The sequence below is a fragment of the Pseudoalteromonas sp. J2K-J979 genome, from assembly GCF_058169715.2.
Genome location: NZ_CM200281.1, coordinates 1,807,805 through 1,833,345, shown reverse-complemented (window position 1 = coordinate 1,833,345; position 25,541 = coordinate 1,807,805). Strand labels below are relative to the sequence as shown.

At 40.3% G+C, this 25,541-nt stretch carries 23 protein-coding genes; 10 read left to right on the top strand and 13 right to left on the bottom strand.

Annotated features, from left to right (window positions below; translation table 11 throughout):
* Nucleotides 1-41: 41 nt before the first annotated feature.
* From ihfB to AC3KVK_RS08415, 5 genes are all read left to right on the top strand, one after another.
* Nucleotides 42-332 carry an integration host factor subunit beta gene (gene ihfB / locus AC3KVK_RS08435; RefSeq protein WP_490311973.1) on the top strand — a complete coding sequence of 97 codons (291 nt, stop codon included), beginning with the start codon at nucleotides 42-44 and terminating at the stop codon, nucleotides 330-332.
* Between the two features lie 22 nt (nucleotides 333-354).
* Nucleotides 355-615 carry a lipopolysaccharide assembly protein LapA domain-containing protein gene (locus AC3KVK_RS08430; RefSeq protein WP_518526904.1) on the top strand — a complete coding sequence of 87 codons (261 nt, stop codon included), beginning with the start codon at nucleotides 355-357 and terminating at the stop codon, nucleotides 613-615.
* A 3-nt stretch (nucleotides 616-618) separates the two neighbouring features.
* Nucleotides 619-1,755 (top strand): lipopolysaccharide assembly protein LapB, encoded by a 1,137-nt coding sequence (lapB, locus tag AC3KVK_RS08425; protein ID WP_490311974.1) that lies wholly within the window; start codon nucleotides 619-621, stop codon nucleotides 1,753-1,755.
* Nucleotides 1,756-1,765: 10 nt separating this feature from the next.
* Complete coding sequence (gene pyrF, locus AC3KVK_RS08420) at nucleotides 1,766-2,470, top strand: orotidine-5'-phosphate decarboxylase (RefSeq protein ID WP_490311975.1); 705 nt, start codon at nucleotides 1,766-1,768, stop codon at nucleotides 2,468-2,470.
* Between the two features lie 82 nt (nucleotides 2,471-2,552).
* A complete protein-coding gene (locus AC3KVK_RS08415; protein WP_490311976.1) occupies nucleotides 2,553-2,942 on the top strand; it encodes a hypothetical protein in 390 nt (129 codons plus the stop codon).
* 5 nt (nucleotides 2,943-2,947) lie between these two features.
* Here the strand turns inward: AC3KVK_RS08415 and AC3KVK_RS08410 are convergent, their stop codons facing one another.
* A complete protein-coding gene (locus AC3KVK_RS08410) occupies nucleotides 2,948-3,787 on the bottom strand; it encodes a CvfB family protein (RefSeq protein WP_490311977.1) in 840 nt (279 codons plus the stop codon).
* A 3-nt stretch (nucleotides 3,788-3,790) separates the two neighbouring features.
* On the bottom strand, nucleotides 3,791-5,104 hold the full coding sequence (locus tag AC3KVK_RS08405; RefSeq protein ID WP_490311978.1) for a DEAD/DEAH box helicase: 1,314 nt from the start codon (nucleotides 5,102-5,104) through the stop codon (nucleotides 3,791-3,793).
* 176 nt (nucleotides 5,105-5,280) lie between these two features.
* On the opposite strand from AC3KVK_RS08405, the gene trhO reads away from it, so the two are divergent.
* Nucleotides 5,281-6,294 (top strand): oxygen-dependent tRNA uridine(34) hydroxylase TrhO, encoded by a 1,014-nt coding sequence (gene trhO / locus AC3KVK_RS08400; RefSeq protein WP_490311979.1) that lies wholly within the window; start codon nucleotides 5,281-5,283, stop codon nucleotides 6,292-6,294.
* A 41-nt stretch (nucleotides 6,295-6,335) separates the two neighbouring features.
* Here trhO and asnB read toward each other — a convergent pair whose 3' ends face one another.
* The 3 genes from asnB to AC3KVK_RS08385 form a co-directional block, all read right to left on the bottom strand.
* The gene (gene asnB, locus AC3KVK_RS08395) at nucleotides 6,336-8,009 is read right to left on the bottom strand and encodes an asparagine synthase B (RefSeq protein WP_490311980.1); all 1,674 of its coding nucleotides are present in this window, start codon (nucleotides 8,007-8,009) and stop codon (nucleotides 6,336-6,338) included.
* Nucleotides 8,010-8,146: 137 nt separating this feature from the next.
* Nucleotides 8,147-10,789 (bottom strand): ATP-binding protein, encoded by a 2,643-nt coding sequence (locus AC3KVK_RS08390; RefSeq protein ID WP_490311981.1) that lies wholly within the window; start codon nucleotides 10,787-10,789, stop codon nucleotides 8,147-8,149.
* 8 nt (nucleotides 10,790-10,797) lie between these two features.
* Entirely contained in the window at nucleotides 10,798-12,027 is a 1,230-nt protein-coding gene (locus tag AC3KVK_RS08385; RefSeq protein WP_490312049.1) for an ABC transporter substrate-binding protein, read from the bottom strand.
* 174 nt (nucleotides 12,028-12,201) lie between these two features.
* On the opposite strand from AC3KVK_RS08385, the gene AC3KVK_RS08380 reads away from it, so the two are divergent.
* Nucleotides 12,202-12,939 (top strand): dienelactone hydrolase family protein, encoded by a 738-nt coding sequence (locus tag AC3KVK_RS08380; protein WP_490311982.1) that lies wholly within the window; start codon nucleotides 12,202-12,204, stop codon nucleotides 12,937-12,939.
* A gap of 86 nt (nucleotides 12,940-13,025) precedes the next feature.
* Here the strand turns inward: AC3KVK_RS08380 and AC3KVK_RS08375 are convergent, their stop codons facing one another.
* Genes AC3KVK_RS08375 through AC3KVK_RS08340 form a run of 8 tightly spaced genes read right to left on the bottom strand, consistent with a single transcriptional unit; the run spans nucleotide 13,026 to nucleotide 21,311 of the window.
* On the bottom strand, nucleotides 13,026-13,688 hold the full coding sequence (locus AC3KVK_RS08375) for a 3-oxoacid CoA-transferase subunit B (RefSeq protein WP_490311983.1): 663 nt from the start codon (nucleotides 13,686-13,688) through the stop codon (nucleotides 13,026-13,028).
* A 14-nt stretch (nucleotides 13,689-13,702) separates the two neighbouring features.
* Nucleotides 13,703-14,401, bottom strand: a complete 699-nt coding sequence (locus tag AC3KVK_RS08370; protein ID WP_490311984.1) for a CoA transferase subunit A — start codon at nucleotides 14,399-14,401, stop codon at nucleotides 13,703-13,705.
* Nucleotides 14,402-14,428: 27 nt separating this feature from the next.
* Complete coding sequence (locus AC3KVK_RS08365) at nucleotides 14,429-15,328, bottom strand: hydroxymethylglutaryl-CoA lyase (RefSeq protein ID WP_490311985.1); 900 nt, start codon at nucleotides 15,326-15,328, stop codon at nucleotides 14,429-14,431.
* Entirely contained in the window at nucleotides 15,329-17,299 is a 1,971-nt protein-coding gene (locus AC3KVK_RS08360) for an acetyl/propionyl/methylcrotonyl-CoA carboxylase subunit alpha (protein WP_490311986.1), read from the bottom strand.
* Nucleotides 17,300-17,323: 24 nt separating this feature from the next.
* Entirely contained in the window at nucleotides 17,324-18,094 is a 771-nt protein-coding gene (locus AC3KVK_RS08355) for an enoyl-CoA hydratase-related protein (RefSeq protein WP_490311987.1), read from the bottom strand.
* A 10-nt stretch (nucleotides 18,095-18,104) separates the two neighbouring features.
* On the bottom strand, nucleotides 18,105-19,712 hold the full coding sequence (locus AC3KVK_RS08350; protein WP_490311989.1) for a carboxyl transferase domain-containing protein: 1,608 nt from the start codon (nucleotides 19,710-19,712) through the stop codon (nucleotides 18,105-18,107).
* 9 nt (nucleotides 19,713-19,721) lie between these two features.
* Nucleotides 19,722-20,897, bottom strand: coding sequence for an isovaleryl-CoA dehydrogenase (locus tag AC3KVK_RS08345; protein WP_490311990.1), 1,176 nt, complete (start codon nucleotides 20,895-20,897; stop codon nucleotides 19,722-19,724).
* An 18-nt stretch (nucleotides 20,898-20,915) separates the two neighbouring features.
* Complete coding sequence (locus AC3KVK_RS08340) at nucleotides 20,916-21,311, bottom strand: MerR family transcriptional regulator (RefSeq protein ID WP_490311991.1); 396 nt, start codon at nucleotides 21,309-21,311, stop codon at nucleotides 20,916-20,918.
* 272 nt (nucleotides 21,312-21,583) lie between these two features.
* Between AC3KVK_RS08340 and AC3KVK_RS08335 the strand changes: the two genes are divergently transcribed.
* From AC3KVK_RS08335 to AC3KVK_RS08325, 3 genes are all read left to right on the top strand, one after another.
* Nucleotides 21,584-22,768, top strand: coding sequence for a thiolase family protein (locus AC3KVK_RS08335; protein ID WP_490311992.1), 1,185 nt, complete (start codon nucleotides 21,584-21,586; stop codon nucleotides 22,766-22,768).
* Nucleotides 22,769-22,830: 62 nt separating this feature from the next.
* On the top strand, nucleotides 22,831-24,321 hold the full coding sequence (locus tag AC3KVK_RS08330) for a CoA-acylating methylmalonate-semialdehyde dehydrogenase (RefSeq protein WP_490311993.1): 1,491 nt from the start codon (nucleotides 22,831-22,833) through the stop codon (nucleotides 24,319-24,321).
* Between the two features lie 60 nt (nucleotides 24,322-24,381).
* Nucleotides 24,382-25,539, top strand: a complete 1,158-nt coding sequence (locus tag AC3KVK_RS08325) for an acyl-CoA dehydrogenase family protein (RefSeq protein ID WP_490311994.1) — start codon at nucleotides 24,382-24,384, stop codon at nucleotides 25,537-25,539.
* Nucleotides 25,540-25,541: the final 2 nt, after the last annotated feature.

The window sequence follows — 25,541 nt, the reverse complement described above, 5'->3', positions numbered from 1 at the left end:
AGGGCGAAAGCCCTTCTTATTATGATAATAGAGGACATTTCATGACTAAGTCAGAACTGATAGAACAATTAGCAGAACAACATACAAATTTACCAGCTAAAGATGTTGAAAATGCAGTAAAAGAAATTCTAGAGCAAATGGCTGATTCGTTGTCTGAATCGCAGCGTATTGAAATACGTGGTTTTGGTAGCTTTTCTTTACACTATCGAGCACCTAGAGTAGGTCGTAATCCTAAAACAGGTGACACTGTTGAGTTACAAGGAAAGTATGTGCCTCATTTTAAGCCTGGTAAAGAACTTCGTGATCGTGTTAACGAAAGTTTAAATAATTAATTGTAGGTACTGGAGTTGTCTGTTGTTCAGAATTACTAAAGTACTATTTATAGCAACTATATTAGTATTAGCATTTTTATTGGGGACTCAAAACCCACAAGTTGTCACGCTAAACTATATTGTTGCTAGCGCTAATATTCCATTAGCTGTTGTCATCAGCATCGCTTTTTCGATTGGAATAATCGTAGGGATATTAATCAGCTTTAAAGTGTTTACTTCACTTAAATGGCATAACTATCGCCTTAAAAGAAAAAATAAGCTCTCCGTTTTAAAAGACAGTTAATAAATGATTGAACTGTTATTTTTATTACTGCCTGTTGCTGCTGCTTACGGCTGGATTATGGGCCGTAACAGTGCAAAAAACCAAGCTGACGTACAAAGCCGCGAAATTACTTCTCAATATAACAAAGGATTGAAATTTCTTCTGGATAGAGAGGAAGATCAAGGTCTCGAATATCTAATTAATTTACTTGAAGTCTCAGCAGATTCAGTCGAACATTATTTGACACTTGCAGCTATGTTTCGACGACGAGGTGAACTAGATCGTGCCATTAAGATTCACGAATTACTATTAAAGCAACCTTCCTTAGATAATCCGACGAAAGAATTAATACAAATAGCGCTCGCTGAAGACTATGTAATGGCTGGAATGTATGATTGTGCAGAAGAGCAATTATTAATACCTGTTAAACAGAAAAACCAACAGGCACTTGAAATTTTATTTAGCATTTATCAACAAACAAGTGAGTGGCAAAAAGGTATTACTTTATTTGAGCAATTTCCTACTTTGTTTACTAAACAACAGTCAAAGTTAGGTATTGCTAATTTTTATTGTGAGCTTGCTATTGAAAAACAACAATTAAAACTAATTAAAAAAGTTATTGGCATAGATAGTCATGTTGTTCGTCCCCTCTACGAATTAGGCAAAGCCTCATTTATCAAAGATGATTATCTCAAAGCGATCTCATATTGGCGAGATCTATTAGTTCAGTCACCACAATATACTCCCGTTTTTATTGATGATTTAGAAACGTGCTATTTAAAACTCAATTTAATTAATGATTTCAATAAATTAATTGAGCAAGAAGTTAATCGAGGTGGAATATTGATTAAATTAAAATACTGCAAGTATTTAGTCAGTATAGAACAAACAGATAAAGCTATTTCATTTCTTACAGCAAGCCTTGAAAAACAACCGAATATTCGAGGCTTCAGTTCATTACTCGATTTGCTTGCATTAAAAAATCGCGATGTAGCATCTTTAATCGAAGATGTAAACGCTTTAGTTAAAAGCTATATTGCAACCAAATCAGAATTTCAATGTAAACATTGTGGTTTTACAAGTCAGACACTCTACTGGTCTTGTCCATCCTGTAAACATTGGGAGTCAATCATTCCTAGCCGTGGGCTAGATGGATTTTAATAGGTAAAATATGACAGATATACTCGACCCAAAAGTACTCATCGCATTGGATTATGATGATCAAAATGCTGCAATTGAATTTGTAAAGCAATTATCACCGAGTGAATGCCGTTTAAAAGTTGGCAAAGAAATGTTCACTTACTTTGGTCCTCAATTTGTTCAGCAATTAATTGATTTAGGTTTTGATGTTTTTCTGGATTTAAAATTTCATGATATACCTAATACCGTTGCAAAGGCAGTGTCTGCTGCAGCTAAAATGGGCGTTTGGATGGTGAATGTACATGCAAGTGGTGGCCCTGAAATGATGAAAAAAGCCAAAGCTGCTTTGGACGAGTTTGGAGACAAAGCACCATTATTAATCGCTGTCACTGTATTAACTAGCATGGATGAAACTGAGTTAAAGCGTTTAGGTGTGAGCAAGTCACCTGCAGAGCAAGTTATTTACTTAGCTAATTTAGCGAAAGAATCAGGACTTGATGGGGTTGTGTGCTCTGCACAAGAAGCTAAATCACTCAAAGCACAGTTTGGTCATGAATTTAAATTAATTACGCCAGGTATCAGACCTGCTGGTACGGACGCTGGAGATCAAAAGAGAATAATGACACCTAAACAAGCAATAGAAAGTGGTAGTGACTACCTCGTGATTGGTCGCCCGATCACTCAATCTAATGATCCAGCAAGAACATTAAAAGAAATAAATCTCTCTCTTTTGTAAAGTTAGCCTTTATTTATAATTAAAATATGGCACAATAATTGTTTCTTATATAACAACAATCATCTTTTTAAGTGCCATATTTATGAAATTTTTATTCGGTTTTATCTTAATTTTAGTTTTTGCTGTATATGGATATAATGAATATTCAGCTTCAGCAAAATATGAAAATTACACTTCATTTCTTAACAAATTAAACAGTACAAAAGTTACTTCTTTCGAAGCGATCAATGCAGCAAAAGCAAAGCTACTCATCAATTGTGAAACAACAGAGCAACAGTTAGTAAAAAATGGCTCATCATTAGAAGAGTGCAAAACATATATTTCAACTTTTCATGATGAGTGCAAAGAGAAAGTATTTCGCTTGGCCCCATTAGAATTTAATAGCAGTGATGAATTTGAAAGGTATGCTAAGAGGTATCAACGTTGTGTGTTACCTCTCGATATAGCTGGTATTGAAACTAATTTCCTATAAAGGCTCTAATGAGCCTTTTTTAATTTGATACTGGTGGCTTCTATATCTATCAAACCTTGCTTGTAGAGTCCACCAATGGCTTTTTTATAATTAGCCTTACTGGTCGAAAACATTTTTTTAATTTGAATTGGATCTGATTTATCACCAAGAGGTAAAAAGCCATTGTGCTTTTCTAGCTCAGATAGAATTCGATTACTTAGCGTATCTATCTTTGCCATTCCAGGTTTTTCAAATAAAAGATCTAATTTATTATCATCACGAACTTTTTGAACAAATCCTTTGAATACTTGTCCAGGAAATAACGGTTTAAAAACCTGATCATGATAAATAATTCCCCAATGAGCTTGATTAACTATAGCCTTATATCCTAAGTCAGTTTTTCCAGCTATAGTCAAATCAACTTCTTGTAATGGTTCATAAATGGCGGGAGTTTTATCTAAAAATTTATTTAGTTTACTTGACCCACACATTCTGCCGCTAGCGTTATCCAGGTAAAAATGTATTACGTAAGATCTCCCTTCTTCCATTTTTGGACTCTGCTCATTAAAAGGTACGAGTAAATCTTTTTCTAAACCGATATCTACAAAAGCACCTGTACTATTTATTTCTTTCACGCGTAGCAAAGTGAAATCACCTAATTGTGCGTAAGGTTTTTTTCTGGTTGCAGTCGCAACCCCTTGCGAATCAAGATACACAAACACATCAATGTATTGGCCTTCTTGATCGTTGGGGGTTATTTCATGAGTAGGGATGAAAACCTCACCTAATTCGGCACCATTTAGGTAGGCGCCTTCATGACAAATCTCTTCAATCTTTAATTGGTTGAATTTTCCTAAAGAAGGCATAACTTACTCCGATTTTGGTTTACGACGAAGAGGGGCATGGCCATCGATGTCTATAGGCTGAACAATCACTTTTTTTACGGACTTTTTCTTAGGTGCTGGTGATGACTTTATGTTTTTAGTTTTGCTTACTTTTGTTTTTGGTGTGACGTTGTTAGATTTTGGCTTTAACCCTTTGAATTTAGCACTTAAACCATCGACGGTTAAAAAAGTGATTTCATGCTGTAAAAACGATTTTATGGCAAGATAACTTTCCCAATCTTTTGGGCCAACAAGAGAATAAGCAAAGCCTTTAAAGCCAGCACGGCCTGTTCGGCCAATACGATGAACATATTCTTCAGCCTGTTTAGGAAGATCGAAATTTATAACATGAGTTACATTTAATAAATCAAGTCCACGCGATGCAATATCAGTGGTAACTAAGACTTGAAATTGTCCACGAGAAAATGCATCCATAATATTAAGTCGTTTAGCTTGGGTCATATCACCCGCCAATGGCTGAGCTTTTAAAGATGACTCTTCAAGTAGTTGACTGATACGATAGGTATCTTGACGTGTCGCGGTAAACACAATGCACTGACCAACATTTTGTTTAGCTAAAAAATGTTTCAAAAGCGCTTCTTTATGAGATAAATGATCAGCAAAAAACATGTTTTGCGTAATATCGTTATGCTGTTCATTTGATTCACTCAGGGTCACTTTTTTTGGTGATTTTAGTAAGTTTCGGCTAATCGCATCAATTTGGCTGTGCTCGAGCGTGGCAGAAAATAAGAGTGTTTGACGTAATCGATGATCTGCTTGCTGATTTATTAGGTCAATCTCATTCTTAAAACCTAAATCCATAATCCGATCAGCTTCATCGATAATTAATAATTCCAGGCCACTTAAGAAAAATGATTTTTGTTTTAGGTGGTCAGCGAGACGACCCGGAGTACCAACAATGATATGTGGATCTTTTTTTAATGACTTTATTTGATCATTAAAATTATCGCCACCTAGTACTTTAGTCGCGCTTAGATTTGAACCAGCAATTAGCAATCGAAGCTGAGAGAAAACCTGATTTGCAAGCTCTCGTGTGGGCGTAATAATGAGGGCTCGTGTATCACGTTTACTTAAAGGGCGTTGTTTCATCAGTCGTTGTAGTAATGGGATTAAAAACGCTAACGTTTTACCTGAGCCTGTTTTAGATTGTACGAATAAATCTTGTCCAGAGATGGCAATCGGGATTGCTTGTTGTTGTACATCAGTCGGGTGTTTAATCCCTTGATGCGCTAATTGAGTTAGCAAACGTTTATCAATACCAAACTCTTCAAATAACAAAATAAAAACTCCAAAACCTAAATTAAAAAAGCGCGGTATTATATACCAACATCTAAAGTACTCACAGCCAATTTGATTTATTTTATCTTTTTAGGCAGAATACGCCACCCAAATGCGCCGGATTTACGTTTCGGTAAACGCCTTTTAGGCACTTAAAAAGCAAAATAGGAAAAAAGATGACTGCTATCCACAAAGATAATGCGACTGCAGAGCACTTTGTTGTTTGTGCTCTGTATAAATTTGTAACATTGCCAAATTTTGAATCATTGCGAAAACCGCTCTTAGATGTTATGGAAAAAAATGAAGTGCGTGGAACTTTACTACTTGCTGCTGAAGGAATTAATGGCACAGTTTCAGCTAAACGCGCAGGTATCGATGCGTTATTAACTTGGCTTGATGACCAACCAAATTTAGATAATATCGTCAGCAAAGAGTCTTTTGATGATGAATGCCCGTTTTATCGAACTAAAGTAAAACTCAAAAAAGAAATTGTTACGATGGGGGTTGATGGCGTGGATCCCCTTAAAGTGGTTGGTAGTTATGTAAAACCACAAGATTGGAATGCACTTATTTCTGATCCCGATGTCATTTTAATTGATACCCGTAATGATTATGAAATCGAAATTGGTACTTTCCAAAATGCAGTAGACCCAAAGACAAAAACATTTCGCGAGTTTCCTAAGTGGGCTGAAGAAAACTTAGACCCGTCTAAACACAAAAAAGTGGCTATGTTTTGTACTGGCGGTATTCGTTGCGAAAAGTCGACAGCCTACATGAAAGAGCAGGGGTTTGACGAAGTGTATCACCTAGAAGGTGGTATTCTAAAATATCTGGAAGAAGTACCAAAAGAAGACACTATGTGGCAAGGTGAGTGTTTTGTGTTTGATAATCGGGTTGCTGTTGATCACGATCTTCAAAAAGGCTCATACGATCAATGTCACGCATGTCGGATGCCAATAACGGAAGATGAAAAGCTTAGAGCTGAATATATGGAAGGGGTATCATGTCATCATTGTCATGGGGAAGTGACAGATGAACAACGTGCGCGTTTTGCTGAGCGACAAAAACAAATAGAGCTTGCTCAAGCTCGCGGCGAAGGCCATATTGGGCATGAAGCTCAGGAAGTTTTAAAACAGCGAAAACAAGCTAAACAAATACAAAAAGAATTACAACGAAAAAAAACAAACTGAGTTAAAAAGGCTAGATTCAAAATCTAGCCTTTTTCGTATAGTTAGTTTTTATGATAAGCGTCGTTATGGACACCTGCAGCGCGACCTGACGGATCTGCATTGTTTGCAAACGATGCATCCCAAGCCAATGCTTCAGGAGTAGAACATGCCACAGATTTACCATGTGGCACACAATGCGAAGATGCGTCACCTGGAAAGTGTTCAGCAAAAATACATCTATAAAAATAAGCTTCTTTATTTTCTGGGGTATTGATAGGGAATTTAAATGCTGCATTTGCTAGCATTTGATCTGTAACTTGATCGGCTACAAACTCTTTTAATGAATCAATCCAGTTGTAACCCACACCATCAGAAAACTGCTCCTTTTGGCGCCATAATACTTCATCAGGTAAATATCCATCAAATGCTTCACGTAAAATATGCTTTTCAATTTTACCATTTGAGCCACAAAGTTTAGCTTCTGGGTTGATCCTCATTGCAGCATCGACAAACTCTTTATCTAAAAATGGTACTCGTGCTTCAACACCCCAAGCTGCCATCGATTTGTTGGCTCTAAGGCAATCAAACATATGCAGTTTCGAAACTTTCCGGTTGAGTTCTTCATGGAATTCTTTAGCATTTGGGGCTTTGTGGAAATATAGATAACCACCAAATAACTCGTCAGCTCCCTCACCAGAAAGCACCATTTTAATGCCCATGGCCTTTATTTGCCGCGCCATTAGATACATAGGTGTAGATGCTCTGATAGTTGTTACATCATATGTTTCTAAGTGATAAACAACCTCTTTCAGTGCATCGATGCCTTGCTGAACAGTGAAATGAATCGGGTGATGGACTGTACCAATCATGTCCGCAACTTTTTGTGCTGCGGCTAAATCCGGTGACCCCTCTAAACCTACAGAGAATGAGTGCAATTGTGGCCACCACGCATTGGAGTTATCGTCATCTTCTATTCGTTTTGCTGCAAACCGTTGAGTGATTGCCGATATAACAGATGAATCTAAGCCTCCAGACAGTAATACACCGTATGGAACATCACACATCAATTGACGCTTTACAGCAGCTTCAAGAGCCATTTTTACAGTCTCTGGCTTTGCGTCGTTATTTTCAACAGCTGAATACGATTGCCAGTCACGCTGGTAATAAGGCGTAAGCTTACCATCTTGGCTTGAGAGGTAATGTCCAGGAGGGAATTCTTGGATTTGATTACAAATGGGTGATAACGCTTTTAACTCTGACGCGACATAAAAATTACCATGTTCATCTGTGCCAGTATAAAGCGGAATAATCCCTATATGATCACGACCTATTAAATACGAGTCTGTTTCCTCGTCATAGAGACAAAAAGCAAATATACCATTGAGATCATCTAAAAAGTGTGCACCTTTTTGTTTATATAACGCTAAAATAACTTCACAATCCGATTCTGTCTGAAACTCAAAATCGACCTCTAAAGACTTTGCTAATTCTTTGTGATTATAAATTTCACCATTGACGGCTAATACATGCGTTCTTTGTGGATTATAAAGTGGTTGAGCACCGCTAGAGACTCCAACGATAGCAAGCCGTTCGTGTACTAAAATAGCTTTATCTGATGAATAAACCCCTGACCAATCCGGTCCACGATGGCGTAATAACTTACTCATTTCAATCGCTTGAGTACGAAGTTGTATTGGGTCAGATTTTATATCTAATACCCCAAAAATTGAACACATATGAATTCCTCATTCCTACGACAATAAATATTCTCAATTTAAGTTTTTAACAGATATGTAAACTCAAGTCACACCTGTTTTACAAAAATCTTCGAATAACTTATGCACAATGCCATATCAGAATGAAAAACATACTATTAAGAGTCGCAGGGTCGCTCAGGGAAATGAGTAAGCAGCATGTCAAAGAGCTTTTCTTTGACTATGGGTTTTGTTAAATACTCGTTCATGCCTGCATTGAATGCTTTGTCATGATCTACTTTCATCGCGTTTGCGGATAACCCACAAATAAATAACTTATCTTTACTAAAACCGAGATCTCTTAACTTTTCTGTCGCGCTGTACCCATCCATTATCGGCATTTGAATATCCATTAATACTAAATCAAACTGGCTACTTGCTTGAATCATTTCGACGGCAACTTGCCCATTTTCTGCTGTAGTGACAGATGCGCCAAACTGTTTGAGCATTTCGCCGGCGACAATAAGATTAATTTTATTATCGTCCACTAATAAAATGTGCAGCGATTTTCTTATGGATAAATTTTTCTCGATTGAGAAAGGTAAAGGATGGTTAGATAATTTTCGATTAATTGCTTTACCAAGTTTGCTTGGAAAAAGTGGGACAGTTAAACATGCATGATCAAACGTAATTGTTTGTTGTCTGATATAACTCGATTGATTATTTTCACATAAGAAGATGATGTAAAAATTAGGGCCACGAATAATATTGAGCTGCTCAAATAAAGAAGCTAAATCGACTTCATCATCTATCTCAAATAAAATAACATGCTCAATTAATTGTCCTGAAGTTAAAGCCGTTAAATCAGAAATTAATAGTTTTGGTGCCAGGATTTGTCTTAAATAAGCTGGTAAAAGGGGCTCTTTAGATTGTACGTAATAAATATTTTGTGCTTCTATTTGCTCTAATCTAAAGATAGGTTCACTTGTAATAGGGGTGTGTAGCGTCAGTTCAACATTAAAATGGCTTCCAACATCTATCTGCGATTCAACAAAAATAGTGCCCCCCATCAATTCGACTAACTGCTTAACAATACTTAGCCCTAATCCTGTGCCGCCATATTTACGACTGATTGAACCATCGGCTTGAGTAAATGAATTGAAGATATCGCTGCATTGCTGTTTAGTTAGACCCACCCCAGTATCGCTCACTGTTAATAAAAAATGTGTGCGCTGATCAGCGGTCTTTCCTAACCATTTAGCTGTGATTTTAACACTCCCATGCGCAGTAAATTTCACTGCATTCGTACACAAGTTAAATAAAATTTGATTAATTCTTAAAGAGTCACCCAGCATGACTTTTGGTAACCGAGGGTCAATTTCACAATCAATATGCAAGTTCTTTTCATATGTTTTAGGTGAAATATTAGCAACAAGGTTTTCAAGGGTTGATTCGATTGAGAACTCAATAGACTCAAGGGTTAATTTGCCGGCTTCTACTTTTGAAAAATCCAGAATATCGTTGACAAGGTTCATTAATAATTGAGTGGAGTACACGGCTTTTTCTAAATAATCTCTTTGTTGCGGTTTGAGATCTGTATCCATACAAAGCTCAATCAATCCAGAAATTCCGTTTATAGGTGTACGGATTTCATGACTCATGTTTGCTAAAAAGATACTCTTAAACTCAGTCGCCTTTTCAGCTTTTAAACGAGCTGCTTGTAATTCAGTATTTAGCTCATTAGCTTGCTCTAGTAATTTTACTGTATTTTTATTGTTGTTTTTAAAGACATCGGCTGCTTTAGCTAAGGAACCAATCTCATCATGTCGTTTAAGACCTGGGATCCGATCGATATCTTCTGCAAGGGAAAGTTTTTTAAATATTTTCGTAATTGAATTAATGGGTTTGATAATTCTATAAACCAGAAAGACTGCACAACACAGTGCGACAACAATTCCAAGTATCGCAATAACATTGTTACGTAGACGGGCCCTATAAAGCGTGAGTTTTACTTGCGCGTTTGTCTCGTTAAGTTGCGTGGCCACATATTTATTAAGCTGCTGACTTAGATACAAAAACTCGTTAGCAGATCCAGTCATGACCACATTGGTTAAAAATACATACCCCCGAGTGACTTGACTCAATTTAGCAAAATTCTCTTTTATTAAGTTAAGTTGTTGTTCAACATCGACTAAATTTTGATTATTAATTAACACTATCGATTCTGTAATGTGCTCATTAAAAGCGGTAATATTTTGATAATCTTGAGATAAAAGGTAGAGTAAAGCAATGTTCTGACTTTGAGCTATGTGGTTATTGAGTTGCGTCCTTAACTCTGGTTGTTCAAAAAAGTGAAAATCAATGAGGGTTTTTAATTCCTGCATTTCAGACAGTAAGCCGGTACTAAAAATTTCCTCTCGTTGTCGCCGACCATCAATAACAGCTTTAAAATTTTCGTTATAGTCATCGAGGTGTTGCTTCATTCTGAATAAGTAATCGCGATATTTAACAGAATCAATATCGTTTTTTGATAGCTCTTCTAATTGTGTTAGCCCTTGTTTTATTTCATCTAAAATGGTTGAGAAACGGCTAATAATTGTATCACTAGCCGTTTCTTTATAAATGAGAACATTACGTTGCAAGTCGAGAACACCGAGTTCGACCTCTCTCACTAAACTTACTTTTTGGACTGCTTGTTCTGTTAAATCAATACCAACAATGAATGAGTCTTGATTCGAGTAAGACAAATAAACTTGTATTAATAGAGCAAAGACTAACACACTCAATATTGAATAAATTTGAATTTTAATTGAGGTAAACACAACTATCCTTACGAGCTGATAAATTCATACCATTTTTGCAGGCTATATTCATAGCTAGGCATGACAGTATTCCAAACCGCAACATTACTTAATCGAGTTTCATAGCTTCCCCCCGTTCGGATACTGCCTTTTTTGACAGAAATCAAGCCATCCGGGCCTTTTAAGTGCTCGTTTGCAACCAATCCTTTATACCAATAATCCCATTCATTTGTTGAAAGTAAACTACGAGAACGCTGTGGATTAGAAATATAATAACCTTGGCGAGCTATAAAAGCGCCTGGCCAACCAGATAACCACCAATTCATATACTCATAAGCGACATCTTTGACGCGACCGTCTGTTTTTGATGATAAACACATCACACCATGCCAGCCACGATAACCTTCTTTTGGAGCGGCAAATATAACCGGGATGTTTTGGCCATTAAGTGCCGATACAGCAGGGGAAAACATGCTTTCAATGTTGACTCGACCTGTTTGCATAAACTGCACAGATTCGGGAACGGACGTCCAAAAACCACTGAAGTGATGTTGTTTTTTTAAATCAATCAGTACGGTAAATAATTGGTCAAGCTCATTTTTACTCATTGCACCAAGATTGTTAAATTTCACCAGCCCTTTAGCTTGGGCGGCAAGCGCTAAATCAAAAAGGCCAATGGTAGGGGCATTGATAATCCCTACTTTACCTTTATTACTCTCATCCAATAGCCATCCCCAGCTTTCTGTTTCATACGCAATGCCAGCTGGGATTGCGTTCGTATTGTAGCCAAATGAGTCAACATTGTGTACGTAGGGCAAAAAGCTAATCAGGTCAGTATGAGGAATGCCCAATGTTCCATCAGGCTGAATATGCAAAATTTTATAAGGTGCGTCTCCCGCACCTTCATTGGCCATTGAGGTGATTTTTCCTGTTTTAGTCAACGAATTAATCTCATCCCAATAGTGGATTCTTTTTTTCTCTATAGGTTGAATTGCACCACTTTGCCAGAGTATTTGAATACTGTTTGACCATTGCTCGTATAAATCGAATGAAGCGGGATTCATCGACGCTTTTTGTAAAACCTGAGCACTTCCTTTAGGTTCAAAAATAAGCTCAATACCTAAGTCTTCCATCGCTTGGCGCCTGATAGGTTCTTGCAAAGTGACGTGTGTGCCTAAGATCCGTAATGACGTTTTTTGTTTAGCAAAAACATAAGGTGCTTTAAATGCAGTCGTGACTGCAATAGAAGCTGATAGCATTTTTTTTAAGGCATCGCGGCGACTGACCTTGGTTTCACTAACCATTTCTTGTCCAAGTTAAGAATATCACTTTAAAATTAGTCTAAAAAAAACGGATGTTCAATTAGTTATGTTATTTTGTCAGTCGAAAATACAGTATAAAATTAGCAAAAATTATTCAAAGAGGGCGAATTTATGCAAGTAAAAACATCTCAGATCGATTTAATGACAGCGACAGGCTCGATGCGCTGTTATATCTATGAACCTAAAATATTAGGCACTTACCCAAGCGTAATTTTTTATTCTGAAATATTCCAACTAACAGCCCCAATTTCTCGCAGTGCATCAGTGCTTGCAAGTTATGGTTTTGTGGTCATAGTCCCTGAAGTCTTCCATGAACTAAACCCAATTGGTACTGTACTCAGCTACGACGATGAGGGGAAAAATAAAGGAAATCAGGATAAATGGCGCAAGAATTTAACCAGTTATGATTCAGATCTAGCTGCTATCATAAAGTACACCGACTCGTTACCACACACCAATAATCAAATCGGAGCAATAGGGGTTTGCATCGGCGGGCACCTAGCTTGCCGGGCAGCAATAAATCCACGCATAAAAGCAAGCTTTTGTTTATACGCGACGGATCTTCATAGTGATACTTTACCAGCCTCTGAAGCACAACAAACATTCCAGCGTTTACCAGAAATAAAAGGCGAAATTCATTTTGTTTGGGGTAAACAAGATCCGCATGTTCCTAAAGAAGGGCGAATTAAAATTTATCAGGCGCTACAACAACATGAACTGAACTTTCAATGGCACGAAGTCAACGCAGAGCATGCCTTCATGCGCGATGAAGGGGATCGTTACGATCCAGCCCTAGCACTTAGTATGTATCAACAGGCCGTGGCATTGTTTCAACGTGTTCTTGCGTAACTATCAAGCAAAAAAAATCCCTCTTGCGAGGGATTTTGAGGGTTTCTCAGTATCTTAGACACTGGGAATGAGGTCGGTACTGCTAATTAATGCTCGAAAACCATTTCTGGAATATCGCCTGCAACAATTAACTTACCTGCTGTTTTGCTGATTATTTCATCAACAGTCACACCAGGAGCACGTTCTAAGAGATGAAACGCACCATTTTTAACTTCGAGTACAGCTAAATCTGTGACAATTTTTTTCACACAATTCACACCGGTAAGGGGTAACTCGCAGTTTTCTAATAATTTTGATTCGCCATGTTTATTGGCATGCATCATAGTTACAATGATATTTTGGGCACCAGCGACTAAATCCATTGCTCCACCCATGCCTTTAATTAACTTTTTAGGTATCATCCAAGATGCAATCGAACCATTTTGGTCGACTTCAAAGGCACCTAAAACAGTTAAGTCAACATGACCACCTCTGATCATAGCAAAGCTTTCGGCACTGTTAAATATGGCAGCGCCAATTGCCGCTGTAACGGTTTCTTTACCCGCATTGATCATATCAGCATCAACGTCTTGCTCGGTAGGGTAAGGCCCCATACCCAGTAAGCCGTTTTCTGATTGCAACATTACTTCAATACCTTCAGGCACATAGTTTGCTACTAATGTCGGGATACCAATACCCAGATTAACATAAAAGCCATCTTGAAGTTCTTGCGCCACTCGCATGGCGACTTGTTCACGAGTTAATGCCATTTTAATTCTCCAAGTTAGCCACGCGTTGTAACGCGTTCAATACGTTTTTCAAAGGTTCCTTTGATTATGCGATTTACATAAATACCAGGGGTGTGAATTTCTGAAGGTGAAAGTTCACCAGGCTCAACAATTTCTTCTACTTCAACAACCGTTATTTTTCCAGCGGTAGCCGCCATTGGATTAAAGTTCATCGCTGTGTGTCTAAATACAAGGTTACCGTAACGATCCGCTTTCCAGGCTTTTACAATCGCAAATTCACCCGTGATAGATTCTTCAAGAATATACGGGCGGCCATTAAACTCTTTAACTTCTTTACCTTCAGCTACGGGTGTCCCATAGCCTGTTGCCGTATAAAATGCTGGAATACCCGCACCACCGGCACGCATTTTTTCAGCCAATGTGCCTTGAGGTGTGAGTTCGACTTCAAGTTCGCCACTAAGAAGTTGTTGTTCAAACAAAGCATTTTCACCGACATAAGAAGCAATCATTTTTTTTATTTGTTTATCTTGTAACAAAACCCCTAAACCAAAATCATCCACACCACAGTTATTAGAAACTACAGTGAGATTTTTGGTTTGTTTACGCTTAATTTCTGCAATTAACCCTTCTGGAATACCACAGAGACCAAAACCACCGGCAATAACTGTATCGCCGTCTTTAAGCCCGTGCATTGCTTGCTCGTAGCTTGTTACTACTTTATCAAAACCGGCCATGGCCAACTCCCTTAAAACACATAATTATTAAGCATCTAATTTGCTACGCAGGGCATTTGAGACTCGACTTAGAGGGGCTTTATTTAAAGCATCACAAATAGTCCATCCTGCGCGCGCTAGTCTTTCTAAATCAATTCCACACTCAATGCCAAGCCCTTGCAACAAGTATACTACATCTTCAGTGGCAACATTTCCTGACGCACCTTGCGCATATGGGCAACCACCAAGGCCTGCAACTGCACTATCAACCGTTGCTATGCCTTGCATCAAAGCTGCGTAAATATTTGCTAACGCTTGGCCGTATGTATCATGAAAATGGACTGCCAGCTGTGTCACAGGAATATGTTGCTTGAGCGAAGTAATAAGCTTGCTTACTTGACCAGGGGTGCCCACGCCAATGGTATCGCCTAAACTGATTTCATAACATCCAAGCTCAAGCAATGCTTGACTCACTCGAAGTACATCCTGAGTATCAACATTGCCCTGATACGGGCAACCAAGTACGCAACTTACATAACCGCGTACTTTGATGTTGTGCTTTTTGGCTAACAGCATAACAGGCTTAAATCGCTCAATGCTTTCTTCTATTGTACAGTTTATATTTTTCTGGCAGAAAGCTTCACTGGCTGCGGTAAAAATTGCAAACTCTTTAATGCCCGAGTCAAGGGCTGCTTGTGCACCTTTTAAATTCGGCGTCAAAGCAGACAATTCAACAGCGTCTAAGTTTAGTGCGTTGATTACTTGTGCAGAGTCGGCCATTTGCGGCACCCATTTAGGTGAGACAAATGCACCGGCTTCGATATACCTCACACCTGATTGTGCTAACTGGTTAATGAGCGTTATCTTGTCTTGGGTTGATACTGTTTGCTCATTTTGAAGACCATCTCTGGCTCCTACTTCAATAATTTTTACTTTAGTAGGCAGCATTTATTCAACCCCATCGAAAGGCTCAACCACGGCCAGCATCGCACCATGTTTGACTAACTCACCTTCAGCGAAACAATAGCTAGTCAGTGTCCCATCAAAGGGCGCGGTTAAGGTATATTCCATCTTCATTGCCTCGATAATGACGACACCTTCACCTTCTTTTACTGCTTGACCTAATTCAACTAAGTGTTTTACGACAGTACCATTTAATGGGGCTGCCAGAGATGCAGCGTGGTTATTCGTCTCACTGATATAATGTTTTTGCTTAAATTGATAAAGGTGATTCGAGGCTAAATACATTAAATCGAGTGCTTGTGCCGACTCATCAAAGTAAAAATCAGCCGTGTATTTCTGACCATTAATCGACGCTGTAATTTGCTGTGACTCGATACATGCACTTGCCTCAAGTTTGTCATTATTTATATGAATAACAAAGCCCTCGAACGTGGGCGTTGCAAAAATAACATCATCAGATTGAATAGGAATAACAATTTTTTTCTGCTGATTTAAACGAAAGCCCGCTTGCGTATCCCAAGCGTCACCTGATTGTTGATCTTTTATTTGATTTAAATACACCAAACTTGCCATTACAGTACTAATCGTACAGTTCTGAGGATGTTCATTGATTAAATCGGCGATATGATTAGCAATAAAATGAGTGTCAGGTTGACTCTCTGTAAAGCCTTTATGGGATGCTAACTGATGTAAAAAACTGACATTACAGTGAAAGCCTGCCAAATGAAATTGCTCGAGTGCAGCTTGTAATCGAGTAATAGCCAAGTCCCGGCTTTCATCCCAAACAATTAACTTTGCAATCATTGGGTCATAAAAACTGCTTATTTCGGCCCCAGTTTCAACACCGGTATCAATTCGGACATGTTTTGATATTTGAGGAGTTAACATCGCTTTAATCGTGCCTGAGCAGGGAATAAAGTCCTGATTAGGATCTTCTGCGTAGATCCTAGCCTCAAGAGCGTGTCCAGAAAGCGAAACGTGCTCTTGACTCAATGCCAATGGCTGTCCAGATGCGACTCGAATTTGCCATTCGACTAAATCAACACCAGTCACCATTTCTGTAACAGGGTGCTCAACTTGAAGGCGCGTGTTCATTTCCATGAAAAAGAATTCGTCCCCACACAGCAAGAATTCAACAGTGCCTGCGCCAACATAATTGATTGCTTTAGCACAACGGACGGCCGCTTCACCCATCGCTTTTCGCAACGAGTCAGAAAGTTGAGGAGCAGGGGCTTCTTCGATGACTTTTTGATGACGTCGTTGTAAAGAGCAATCCCGGTCGCCCAAGTAGATGCAATTACCATGTTGATCCGCAAACACTTGTACTTCAACATGGCGGGGCTGATTAACATATCGCTCGAGTAAAACCAGATCATTTCCAAATCCAGCTTTGGCTTCGCGTTGCGCACCTGCAAGCGCTGTTTCGAACTGCTCACTATGTTCGACTACACGCATGCCTTTACCACCGCCGCCGTAGGCCGCTTTAATTAAAACAGGGAAGCCAATTTTAACGGCTTCCTGCTTTAGAAAATCAATATCTTGATTTTTTCCGTAGTAGCCAGGCACTAGCGGCACATTAGCCTCGGCCATAATTTCTTTTGAACGCGACTTCGAACCCATTGCCGTAATCGCATCGGCGGGTGGGCCGATAAACGCAATATTGTTCGCTAAGCAGGCATTTGCAAATTCATCGTTTTCAGACAAAAAACCATAACCTGGGTGCACACAATCCGCTCCGGCACGTTTTGCAACGTCGAGGATTTTCTCTGCAACTAAATACGAATCCTTACTGGGCGAAGGACCAATGTGATACGCTTCGTCCGCTTGCTTGACATGAAGAGCCTGCGCATCGGCGTCTGAGTAAACAGCAACAGTTTTTAGGCCTAATCGCTTAGCTGTTTTTATGATGCGACACGCTATTTCACCACGATTAGCAATCAAAATTTTATTTAACATAGTAGCTACCTGTACTCACTGTAATTATTGTTGCCAACTCGGGGCACGTTTAGCAAAAAAGGCACTTAGCCCTTCTTGGCCTTCATCTGATACACGGATGGCCGCAATCTGCTCTGCTGTATAATCAGTCAATGTCTTATCGATTGTTTTACCCGCAACTGATGTAATAAGTTGTTTGGCCGCACGCACAGCGAGTGGACCGTTATCGACTATAGCTTGTAATAAGGTATTCGCAGCTTGTTCTAAGTCGTTATCAATCAGATGGATCAATCCTATTTCAAGAGCCTGCGGCGCTTTGAATACTTCTGCGGTTAAAAAGTATCGCCTTGCTTGGCGCTCACCTATTGCTTGAATGACATAAGGGCTAATCACAGCGGGGATCAAGCCAAGTTTAACTTCGCTTAGGCAAAATTTGGCATCTTCGGTACAAATGGCCATATCACAACACGCGATTAACCCTAGAGCGCCGCCAAAAGCAGCGCCTTGTACTAAACATAAGGTTGGGACTTCGACCGCTTTTAGCGTTGACATCAGCTTGGCCAATTGCTTTGAATCCGCCAAGTTGTCATCAAAACTATTATCAGCCATTGATTTCATCCACGCTAAATCGGCACCTGCAGAGAAGTGTCGACCGGCACTTTTCACCACTAACGCACGAATATCAAGTGTATCTGCATATTCAATACTTTCAATGAGTTGACCGATGGTTGTGTCGTCAAAGGCATTATGTACTGCTTGGCGATCTAGTTCGATAGTGGCCACATTTGATTTTGTTATAGAGAGTGTCACTGACATAGTGCGTTCCTTACATTCTAAATACGCCAAACTGCGTGTCTTGTTTTGGTGCATTGTTGGCTGCGCTCAGCGCTAACCCTAATACATGGCGTGTGTGAGCTGGGTCAATTATGCCATCATCCCATAAACGAGCACTGGCATAATAGGGATGACCTTGGAGCTCATATTGTTCAATTATTGGTTTCTTAAAGTCAGCAATTTCTTGCTCTGTGAGGCTAAGGCCTTTTCGGGCAAGACCATCTTGCTTAACTTGAGTCAACACACCCGCAGCTTGCTCACCCCCCATAACTGAAATTCGTGCATTAGGCCACATCCACATCATCGTTGGCTCAAATGCTCGGCCACACATTCCATAATTGCCAGCACCGTAAGAACCACCAATCAATACTGTAAATTTAGGCACTTGTGCGCACGAAACAGCTGTCACCATTTTTGCGCCGTGTTTAGCAATCCCCTCAGCTTCGTATTTTTGGCCAACCATAAACCCCGTGATATTTTGTAAAAACACTAGTGGAATATTTCGTTGGCAACAAAGTTGAATAAAATGGGCCCCTTTTTGGGCAGATTCAGAAAATAAGATCCCATTATTAGCAACAATACCCACTGGGTGACCGTAAATAGACGCAAATCCAGTAACCAGCGTGTCACCAAAGTAGCGTTTGAATTCATCAAATGAAGAGTCATCAACTACACGAGCAATAATTTCTCGTACATCAAATGGTTTTTTTAAATCCGTCCCAACGATGCCATAAATTTCTTGGGCTGAGAATCTAGGTTCTTTGATATCGCTCAGCAAAGGACGGATTGGTGGTTGGTGGTTGATTCGCGCAATACATTGACGCGCAATTGACAAAGCATGAGCGTCATTATCTGCATAATGATCAGCAACGCCTGAGATTTTACAATGCACATCTGCGCCCCCTAATTCTTCAGCAGAGACTTCTTCACCTGTGGCTGCTTTTACCAATGGCGGTCCAGCTAAAAAGATAGTCCCTTGCTCTTTGACAATGATACTTTCATCGGCCATGGCGGGGACATACGCTCCGCCTGCAGTACAAAGCCCCATGACAACCGCAATTTGTGGGATCCCTTTGGCAGACATTCTTGCTTGGTTATAAAAAATCCGGCCAAAATGCAATTTATCAGGGAAGACTTCATCTTGTTCTGGTAAATTGGCACCGCCAGAATCAACCAAGTAAATACACGGTAAGTGGCAGCGTTCAGCGATCTCTTGTGCGCGAAGATGCTTTTTGACGGTCAATGGAAAATACGTTCCCCCCTTAACAGTCGCATCATTAGCAATGATCATGCACTCAATGCCTTTAACACGGCCAATGCCTGCAACCACTCCAGCACAAGGAATATCTTGCTCATATACGCCGTAAGCGGCAAATTGAGAGATTTCTAGAAAGGGAGAGCCTGAGTCGAGTAGGGTATCAATACGGTCGCGAACAAACATTTTTCCACGGCTTTCGTGGCGCGCGATTAAAGCTTCGCCACCGCCTTGGATTAGCATCTGTGTTTTTTCACTAAGATCATCGACCAACTTCTGCATATTGGTTTTATTTTGCAAAAACTGCGGATCGAGCGGGTTCACTTTTGAGGTTAAAATTGTCATGGCTATTCCTTAACGGCTTTCGTTGAAAAGCTCACGACCAATTAACATTCTGCGAATTTCAGACGTACCCGCACCAATTTCGTATAATTTAGCATCTCGGAGTAAACGCCCAGTTGCATATTCGTTGATGTAACCATTACCGCCTAAAATTTGAATGGCATCAAGGGCCATTTTTGTTGCAAGCTCTGCGGCATATAAAATTGCACCAGCGGCATCTTTACGGGTCGTTTCTCCACGATCACAAGATTTTGCCACTGCGTAAACATAGGAACGTGCAGCATTCATTTGCGTGTACATATCAGCAATTTTACCTTGGATTAATTGAAATTGACCGATTGGCGTGTCAAATTGTTTACGCTCGTGCACATAGGGAACAACAATATCCATACAAGCTTGCATAATACCGAGCGAACCACCCGATAACACAACACGTTCATAATCCAAGCCACTCATTAACACTTTCACGCCATTGTTGAGTCCACCTAAAATATTCTCTTCAGGGACTTCACAATCAATAAAGACTAATTCACAAGTATTTGAACCACGCATACCTAATTTGTCGAGCTTTTGTGCTTGGGTAAAACCAGGGAAATCACGTTCAACAATGAAAGCAGTAATGCCTTTGGCTCCAGCGTCTAAATCAGTTTTGGCATAAATAACATAGGTATGGGCATCTGGACCATTGGTGATCCACATTTTATTGCCATTTAAAATATACTTATCACCGCGTTTTTCGGCTTTTAATTTCATTGATACAACGTCAGATCCCGCATTAGGTTCACTCATCGCTAATGCACCGATGTGTTCACCAGAAATCAGTTTTGGCAAATATTTTTCTTTTTGCGCTTGGTTACCATTACGGTAAATCTGATTGACGCAAAGATTAGAATGCGCGCCATAACTTAAACCAATAGAGGCACTCGCGCGGCTAATCTCTTCCATGGCAAGTACGTGTTCGAGGTAACCTAGTCCTGAACCACCAAACTCTTCACTAACAGTTAGGCCTAATAAACCCATCTCACCTAGCTTTGGCCATAATTGGTTAGGGAAACTATTTTCTAAATCGGTTTTTTCAGCCAATGGTGCAATTTCTGCTGTCGCAAAACCATTTACGTGATCGCGGATCATATCGGCTGTTTCACCAAGGCCAAAATTCATTTCTTTATACAGTGAGATAGTGCTCATTAGGGGAACCTCTTTTTATTAATCTTCTAAACTTTTAAGCGTGTCGTGGCAGCGACGCTCAGCAGTAACCAACTCCATTAAAACAACTTTTATGTCGTCCATTTGTTGGCTTAAGTGGGCTTTTTTATCTTCGATGAGAGCAAGCATAGTGACGAGCTGCTTGGCGCTGGATTTGTCTGCATCATACAATTCAAACAGGCGGCCTGTTTCGGCCAGAGTAAACCCTAATCGTTTACCGCGTAAAATCAGTTTTAATCTCACTTTATCGCGTTTACTATAGATGCGTGTTTGGCCATTACGTTGTGGCGTAATTAAGCCTTGGTCTTCATAAAAACGGATACTACGGGTTGTAATATCAAATTCTTTTGCCAAGTCACTGATGCTAAATGTTTGTTCTATGTTATCTTGATTCATGTCTTCACCTCAAATTACGAAACTAATATATGTGAAGTTTACGTAAAGGTAAAGTGCGCACGTTAAAACCGTATTAACAAGTGCACTTTTTAGCCCTGTTTAGTCAGCTAAGACCAATGTCTTGCTCATGCTGGCGAGCCTTAACTGGCAACAATTATTGGCACTTTAGTCTGTAATCCATTACATCCAATTCACTGCTTTTTTACATTTACGTTGGCGTAAACGTAAATTTTATGTATTCTCATGTCATTAATGCCGAGGAGAATATTTTCATGTCTGTACAAGATCCAATTGTAATTGTTAGCGCATCTCGCACCCCAATGGGTGGTTTTATGGGGATGTTCAGTGAAACTCATGCGACTGAACTTGGTGCAACAGCCATCGCTGATGCTGTCGCAAAGTCAGGTTTAAAAATTGATTCAATCGATGAAGTAATCATGGGTTGTGTATTACCAGCTGGTTTAGGGCAAGCGCCTGCACGTCAAGCAATGTTAAAAGCGGGCCTAAATTTGAGTACTGGTGCAACGACGATTAACAAAGTATGCGGTTCAGGATTGAAAGCGGCGATGTTTGCCCATGACTTAATCAAATCAGGTTCAATTAATGTCGCCATTGCCGGTGGCATGGAAAATATGTCTGCGGCCCCGTACTTTTTACCGAAAGCACGCAGCGGCTTTCGCATGGGTCACGGTGAAATAAAAGATCATATGATGGCTGATGGCTTAGAAGATGCCTATGAAAATAAAGCTATGGGTTGTTTTGCACAAGCGACGGCTGATGAATATGGCATTACACGTGAACAGATGGATGCTTTTGCTATTAATTCATTGCAAAAGGCGCAAGCAGCGATTGAAACCGGCGCATTTAAGTCTGAAGTTGCAACTGTGACCGTTAAAACTCGCAAAGGTGATGTAGAGTTTTCGGTCGATGAACAGCCAGGCAATGCCAAAATAGATAAAATTCCAGCTCTGCGTCCTGCATTTGCCAAAGATGGTACAATCACCGCGGCCAATTCGTCATCGATTTCTGATGGTGCTGCGGCACTGACCCTTATGAAAGAATCAGAAGCACTCGCGAAAGGTCTTGCACCTCTTTGTCGAATTGTTGCACATGCAACTCACTCACAAAAACCAGCGGAGTTTACGATTGCACCAGTTGGCGCTATGAATTCTGTACTCGATAAAGCAGGTTGGTCTAAAGACAATGTGGATCTTTGGGAAATCAACGAAGCATTCGCCATGGTCACTATGTTAGCCATTAATGAAATGGGCTTAGATAGCACTAAAGTCAATGTGAATGGCGGAGCATGTGCACTTGGACACCCAATTGGTGCCAGTGGTGCACGTATTCTAGTGACACTGATCCATGCCTTGAAAAACAGAGGTTTGAAAACGGGCATTGCCTCGCTGTGTATCGGTGGTGGTGAAGCCGTTGCTATGGCCATTGAAACAATTTAACAAATCTAAGGCGCGACAATTTATAACGATAAGCGCCTTTTTTATTTGGGGAGAAGATTACTATGCATAAAGTTCCATTATTTATTGAAGGGCAAATGATTCAATCAACTACTGATCAGTGGATTGATGTCGTAAACCCAGCCACACAAGATGTTATCGCACAAGTGCCATCAACCACAGACGCCGAAATGGAGCGTGCAATCGCTTCCGCTCAAGAAACATTTAAAACGTGGAAGGATGTACCTGTCTCTGAACGAGCTCGAATTATGATGCGCTACGCCGCATTACTCAAAGAGCATCACGATGAAATTGCGACCATCATTTGCCATGAATTAGGTAAAACATTTGAAGATGCGAAAGGCGATGTGTGGCGTGGTATAGAAGTGGTTGAACAAGCCGCTAATGCACCGTCTATGATGATGGGTGAAACGGTTGAAAATGTGGCCCGTGGTATCGATACCTATTCATACACCCAGCCACTTGGTGTGTGCGCAGGGATCACTCCGTTTAATTTCCCTGCGATGATCCCACTTTGGATGTTTCCGCTAGCAATTGTGTGTGGTAATACCTTTATTCTAAAACCTTCTGAACAAGATCCACTTACTCCAATGCGCTTAGTCGAATTATTCGAAGAAGCCGGTGCGCCAAAAGGTGTATTGCAGGTGGTTCACGGTACAAAACCACAAGTGGATAAAATTCTAGAACACCCCGCTATTCGCGCAATTTCGTTTGTCGGATCGTGCGGTGTCGGCGCCTATATTTACTCAAAAGGGACTGAGCATCTTAAACGTGTGCAAGCGTGTGTGGGCGCAAAAAATCACATGGTTATTATGCCCGATGCTAAAAAAGAGCGTTTGATAAGTAACTTAGTCGGGGCGTCAGTGGGCGCTGCTGGTCAACGCTGTATGGGTATTTCAGTTGCGGTATTTGTCGGTCAGACAAAAGAATGGATCAACGATTTAAAAGAAGCATTCACCCAAGTGCGCCCAGGTGTTTGGGATGACCCACAAGCAGCTTATGGTCCACAAACAACGCCACAAGCTAAGGCCCGTATTTTATCTTTAATTGCTAAAGGAAAGGACCAAGGCGCGACATGTTTGCTTGATGGGTCAGATTTTACAGTAGAAGGTTTTGAACAAGGTAATTGGGTAGGCCCTACTTTGTTTACTGACGTCACCACTGACATGGACTTATACAAAGAAGAAATCTTTGGCCCAGTATTAGCCTGTATTTGTGTTGACACATTAGATGAAGCAATTGCGTTAATTAATAACAGCCCATATGGTAATGGCACGTCATTATTTACCGCATGTGGTGCTGCTGCGCGTAAATTCCAGCATGAAATCGAAGTGGGGCAAGTTGGAATTAATGTGCCGATCCCGGTCCCTTTACCGTTTTTCTCTTTCACTGGCTGGAAAGGGTCGTTTTACGGCGACCAACATACTTACGGCAAACAAGGGATCCGTTTTTATACCGAAACAAAAACCGTTACTGCACGTTGGTTTGAAGACGATATTGCAACCGGTCCAAACATGAGTATCAATTTAAAATAATAATAAAATTAGGAGCAGGTACCTGCTCCTTTGTATTACCCGAATAAAAAAGAGGTCGTTATGGACTTTAACCTTACAGATGATCAACAAGCTTTTGCTGAAACAGCCCGCCAATTTGCCGAAACAGAGCTCGCACCTAATGCTGCACTTTGGGACAAAGAGCATATTTTTCCTAAATCGGTCATTCAAGCAGCAGGCGAACTTGGTTTTTGCGGCCTATATACGCCAGAAGAAGCCGGTGGCCTAGGATTATCTCGCCTAGACTCTAGTATTATATTTGAACAGCTTGCCATGGGCTGTACAGCCACAACAGCAATGCTAACGATTCATAATATGGCGACTTGGATGATCGCCAGTTTCGGTACCGATGCGGTTAAAGAGCAATATGTTGAGCAACTTGTCATGGGTCAGCTATTAGCATCATATTGTTTAACTGAACCTGGTGCAGGCTCTGATGCCGCTTCATTAAAAACCAAAGCACAACTGACTGATGATCACTACATTCTTAATGGCTCAAAAATGTTTATTTCTGGTGCTGGTGAGACTGAGGTGCTGGTTGTTATGGCGAGAACGGGCGGTGACGGGGCATCTGGAATATCGGCATTTGTAGTGCCAGCTGATGCACCAGGCGTCATCTACGGAAAAGCTGAAGAAAAAATGGGTTGGAATGCTCAGCCGACGCGTTTAATCACTTTTGAAGATGTTAAAGTCAGTAAAGAAAACTTATTAGGCCAAGAAGGTGAAGGCTTTAAATTTGCCATGCAAGGCCTAGATGGTGGGCGAATTAATATCGCCACTTGTTCGATTGGAACGGCTCAACAAGCACTCAACACAGCAAAAGCTTACATGCAAGAGCGCGAACAATTTGGTAAACCACTGGCTGCATTTCAGGCTCTGCAATTTAAACTCGCTGACATGAACACTGAATTAGTTGCCGCCCGCCAAATGGTAAGACTAGCGGCGTTCAAACTCGATAATAATGACCCAGAAAAAACAGCTTATTGTGCAATGGCAAAACGTTTTGCCACCGATGTTGGCTTTAAAGTCTGTGATGATGCGCTGCAAATCCACGGCGGATATGGTTATATCAAAGAGTATCCATTAGAAAGACATTTGCGTGATGTTCGTGTTCACCAAATATTAGAAGGCACAAACGAAATTATGCGTTTGATTGTCGGCAGAAGATTACTCGCGCAAGGCGCAGGCGACATACTATAAGG

Bases quoted from the DNA above. Each gene is read 5' to 3' on its own strand.
- pyrF (WP_490311975.1), top strand. From the start codon at position 1,766: ATGACAGATATACTCGACCCAAAAGTACTCATCGCATTGGATTATGAT.
- AC3KVK_RS08380 (WP_490311982.1), top strand. From the start codon at position 12,202: ATGCAAGTAAAAACATCTCAGATCGATTTAATGACAGCGACAGGCTCG.
- AC3KVK_RS08330 (WP_490311993.1), top strand. From the start codon at position 22,831: ATGCATAAAGTTCCATTATTTATTGAAGGGCAAATGATTCAATCAACT.
- AC3KVK_RS08325 (WP_490311994.1), top strand. From the start codon at position 24,382: ATGGACTTTAACCTTACAGATGATCAACAAGCTTTTGCTGAAACAGCC.
- AC3KVK_RS08375 (WP_490311983.1), bottom strand. From the start codon at position 13,688: ATGGCATTAACTCGTGAACAAGTCGCCATGCGAGTGGCGCAAGAACTT.
- AC3KVK_RS08345 (WP_490311990.1), bottom strand. From the start codon at position 20,897: ATGAGCACTATCTCACTGTATAAAGAAATGAATTTTGGCCTTGGTGAA.
- AC3KVK_RS08410 (WP_490311977.1), bottom strand. From the start codon at position 3,787: ATGCCTTCTTTAGGAAAATTCAACCAATTAAAGATTGAAGAGATTTGT.
- trhO (WP_490311979.1), top strand. From the start codon at position 5,281: ATGACTGCTATCCACAAAGATAATGCGACTGCAGAGCACTTTGTTGTT.
- AC3KVK_RS08340 (WP_490311991.1), bottom strand. From the start codon at position 21,311: ATGAATCAAGATAACATAGAACAAACATTTAGCATCAGTGACTTGGCA.
- AC3KVK_RS08355 (WP_490311987.1), bottom strand. From the start codon at position 18,094: ATGTCAGTGACACTCTCTATAACAAAATCAAATGTGGCCACTATCGAA.
- AC3KVK_RS08335 (WP_490311992.1), top strand. From the start codon at position 21,584: ATGTCTGTACAAGATCCAATTGTAATTGTTAGCGCATCTCGCACCCCA.
- AC3KVK_RS08370 (WP_490311984.1), bottom strand. From the start codon at position 14,401: ATGGCCGGTTTTGATAAAGTAGTAACAAGCTACGAGCAAGCAATGCAC.
- lapB (WP_490311974.1), top strand. From the start codon at position 619: ATGATTGAACTGTTATTTTTATTACTGCCTGTTGCTGCTGCTTACGGC.
- asnB (WP_490311980.1), bottom strand. From the start codon at position 8,009: ATGTGTTCAATTTTTGGGGTATTAGATATAAAATCTGACCCAATACAA.
- AC3KVK_RS08415 (WP_490311976.1), top strand. From the start codon at position 2,553: ATGAAATTTTTATTCGGTTTTATCTTAATTTTAGTTTTTGCTGTATAT.
- AC3KVK_RS08365 (WP_490311985.1), bottom strand. From the start codon at position 15,328: ATGCTGCCTACTAAAGTAAAAATTATTGAAGTAGGAGCCAGAGATGGT.
- ihfB (WP_490311973.1), top strand. From the start codon at position 42: ATGACTAAGTCAGAACTGATAGAACAATTAGCAGAACAACATACAAAT.
- AC3KVK_RS08360 (WP_490311986.1), bottom strand. From the start codon at position 17,299: ATGTTAAATAAAATTTTGATTGCTAATCGTGGTGAAATAGCGTGTCGC.
- AC3KVK_RS08350 (WP_490311989.1), bottom strand. From the start codon at position 19,712: ATGACAATTTTAACCTCAAAAGTGAACCCGCTCGATCCGCAGTTTTTG.
- AC3KVK_RS08385 (WP_490312049.1), bottom strand. From the start codon at position 12,027: ATGCTATCAGCTTCTATTGCAGTCACGACTGCATTTAAAGCACCTTAT.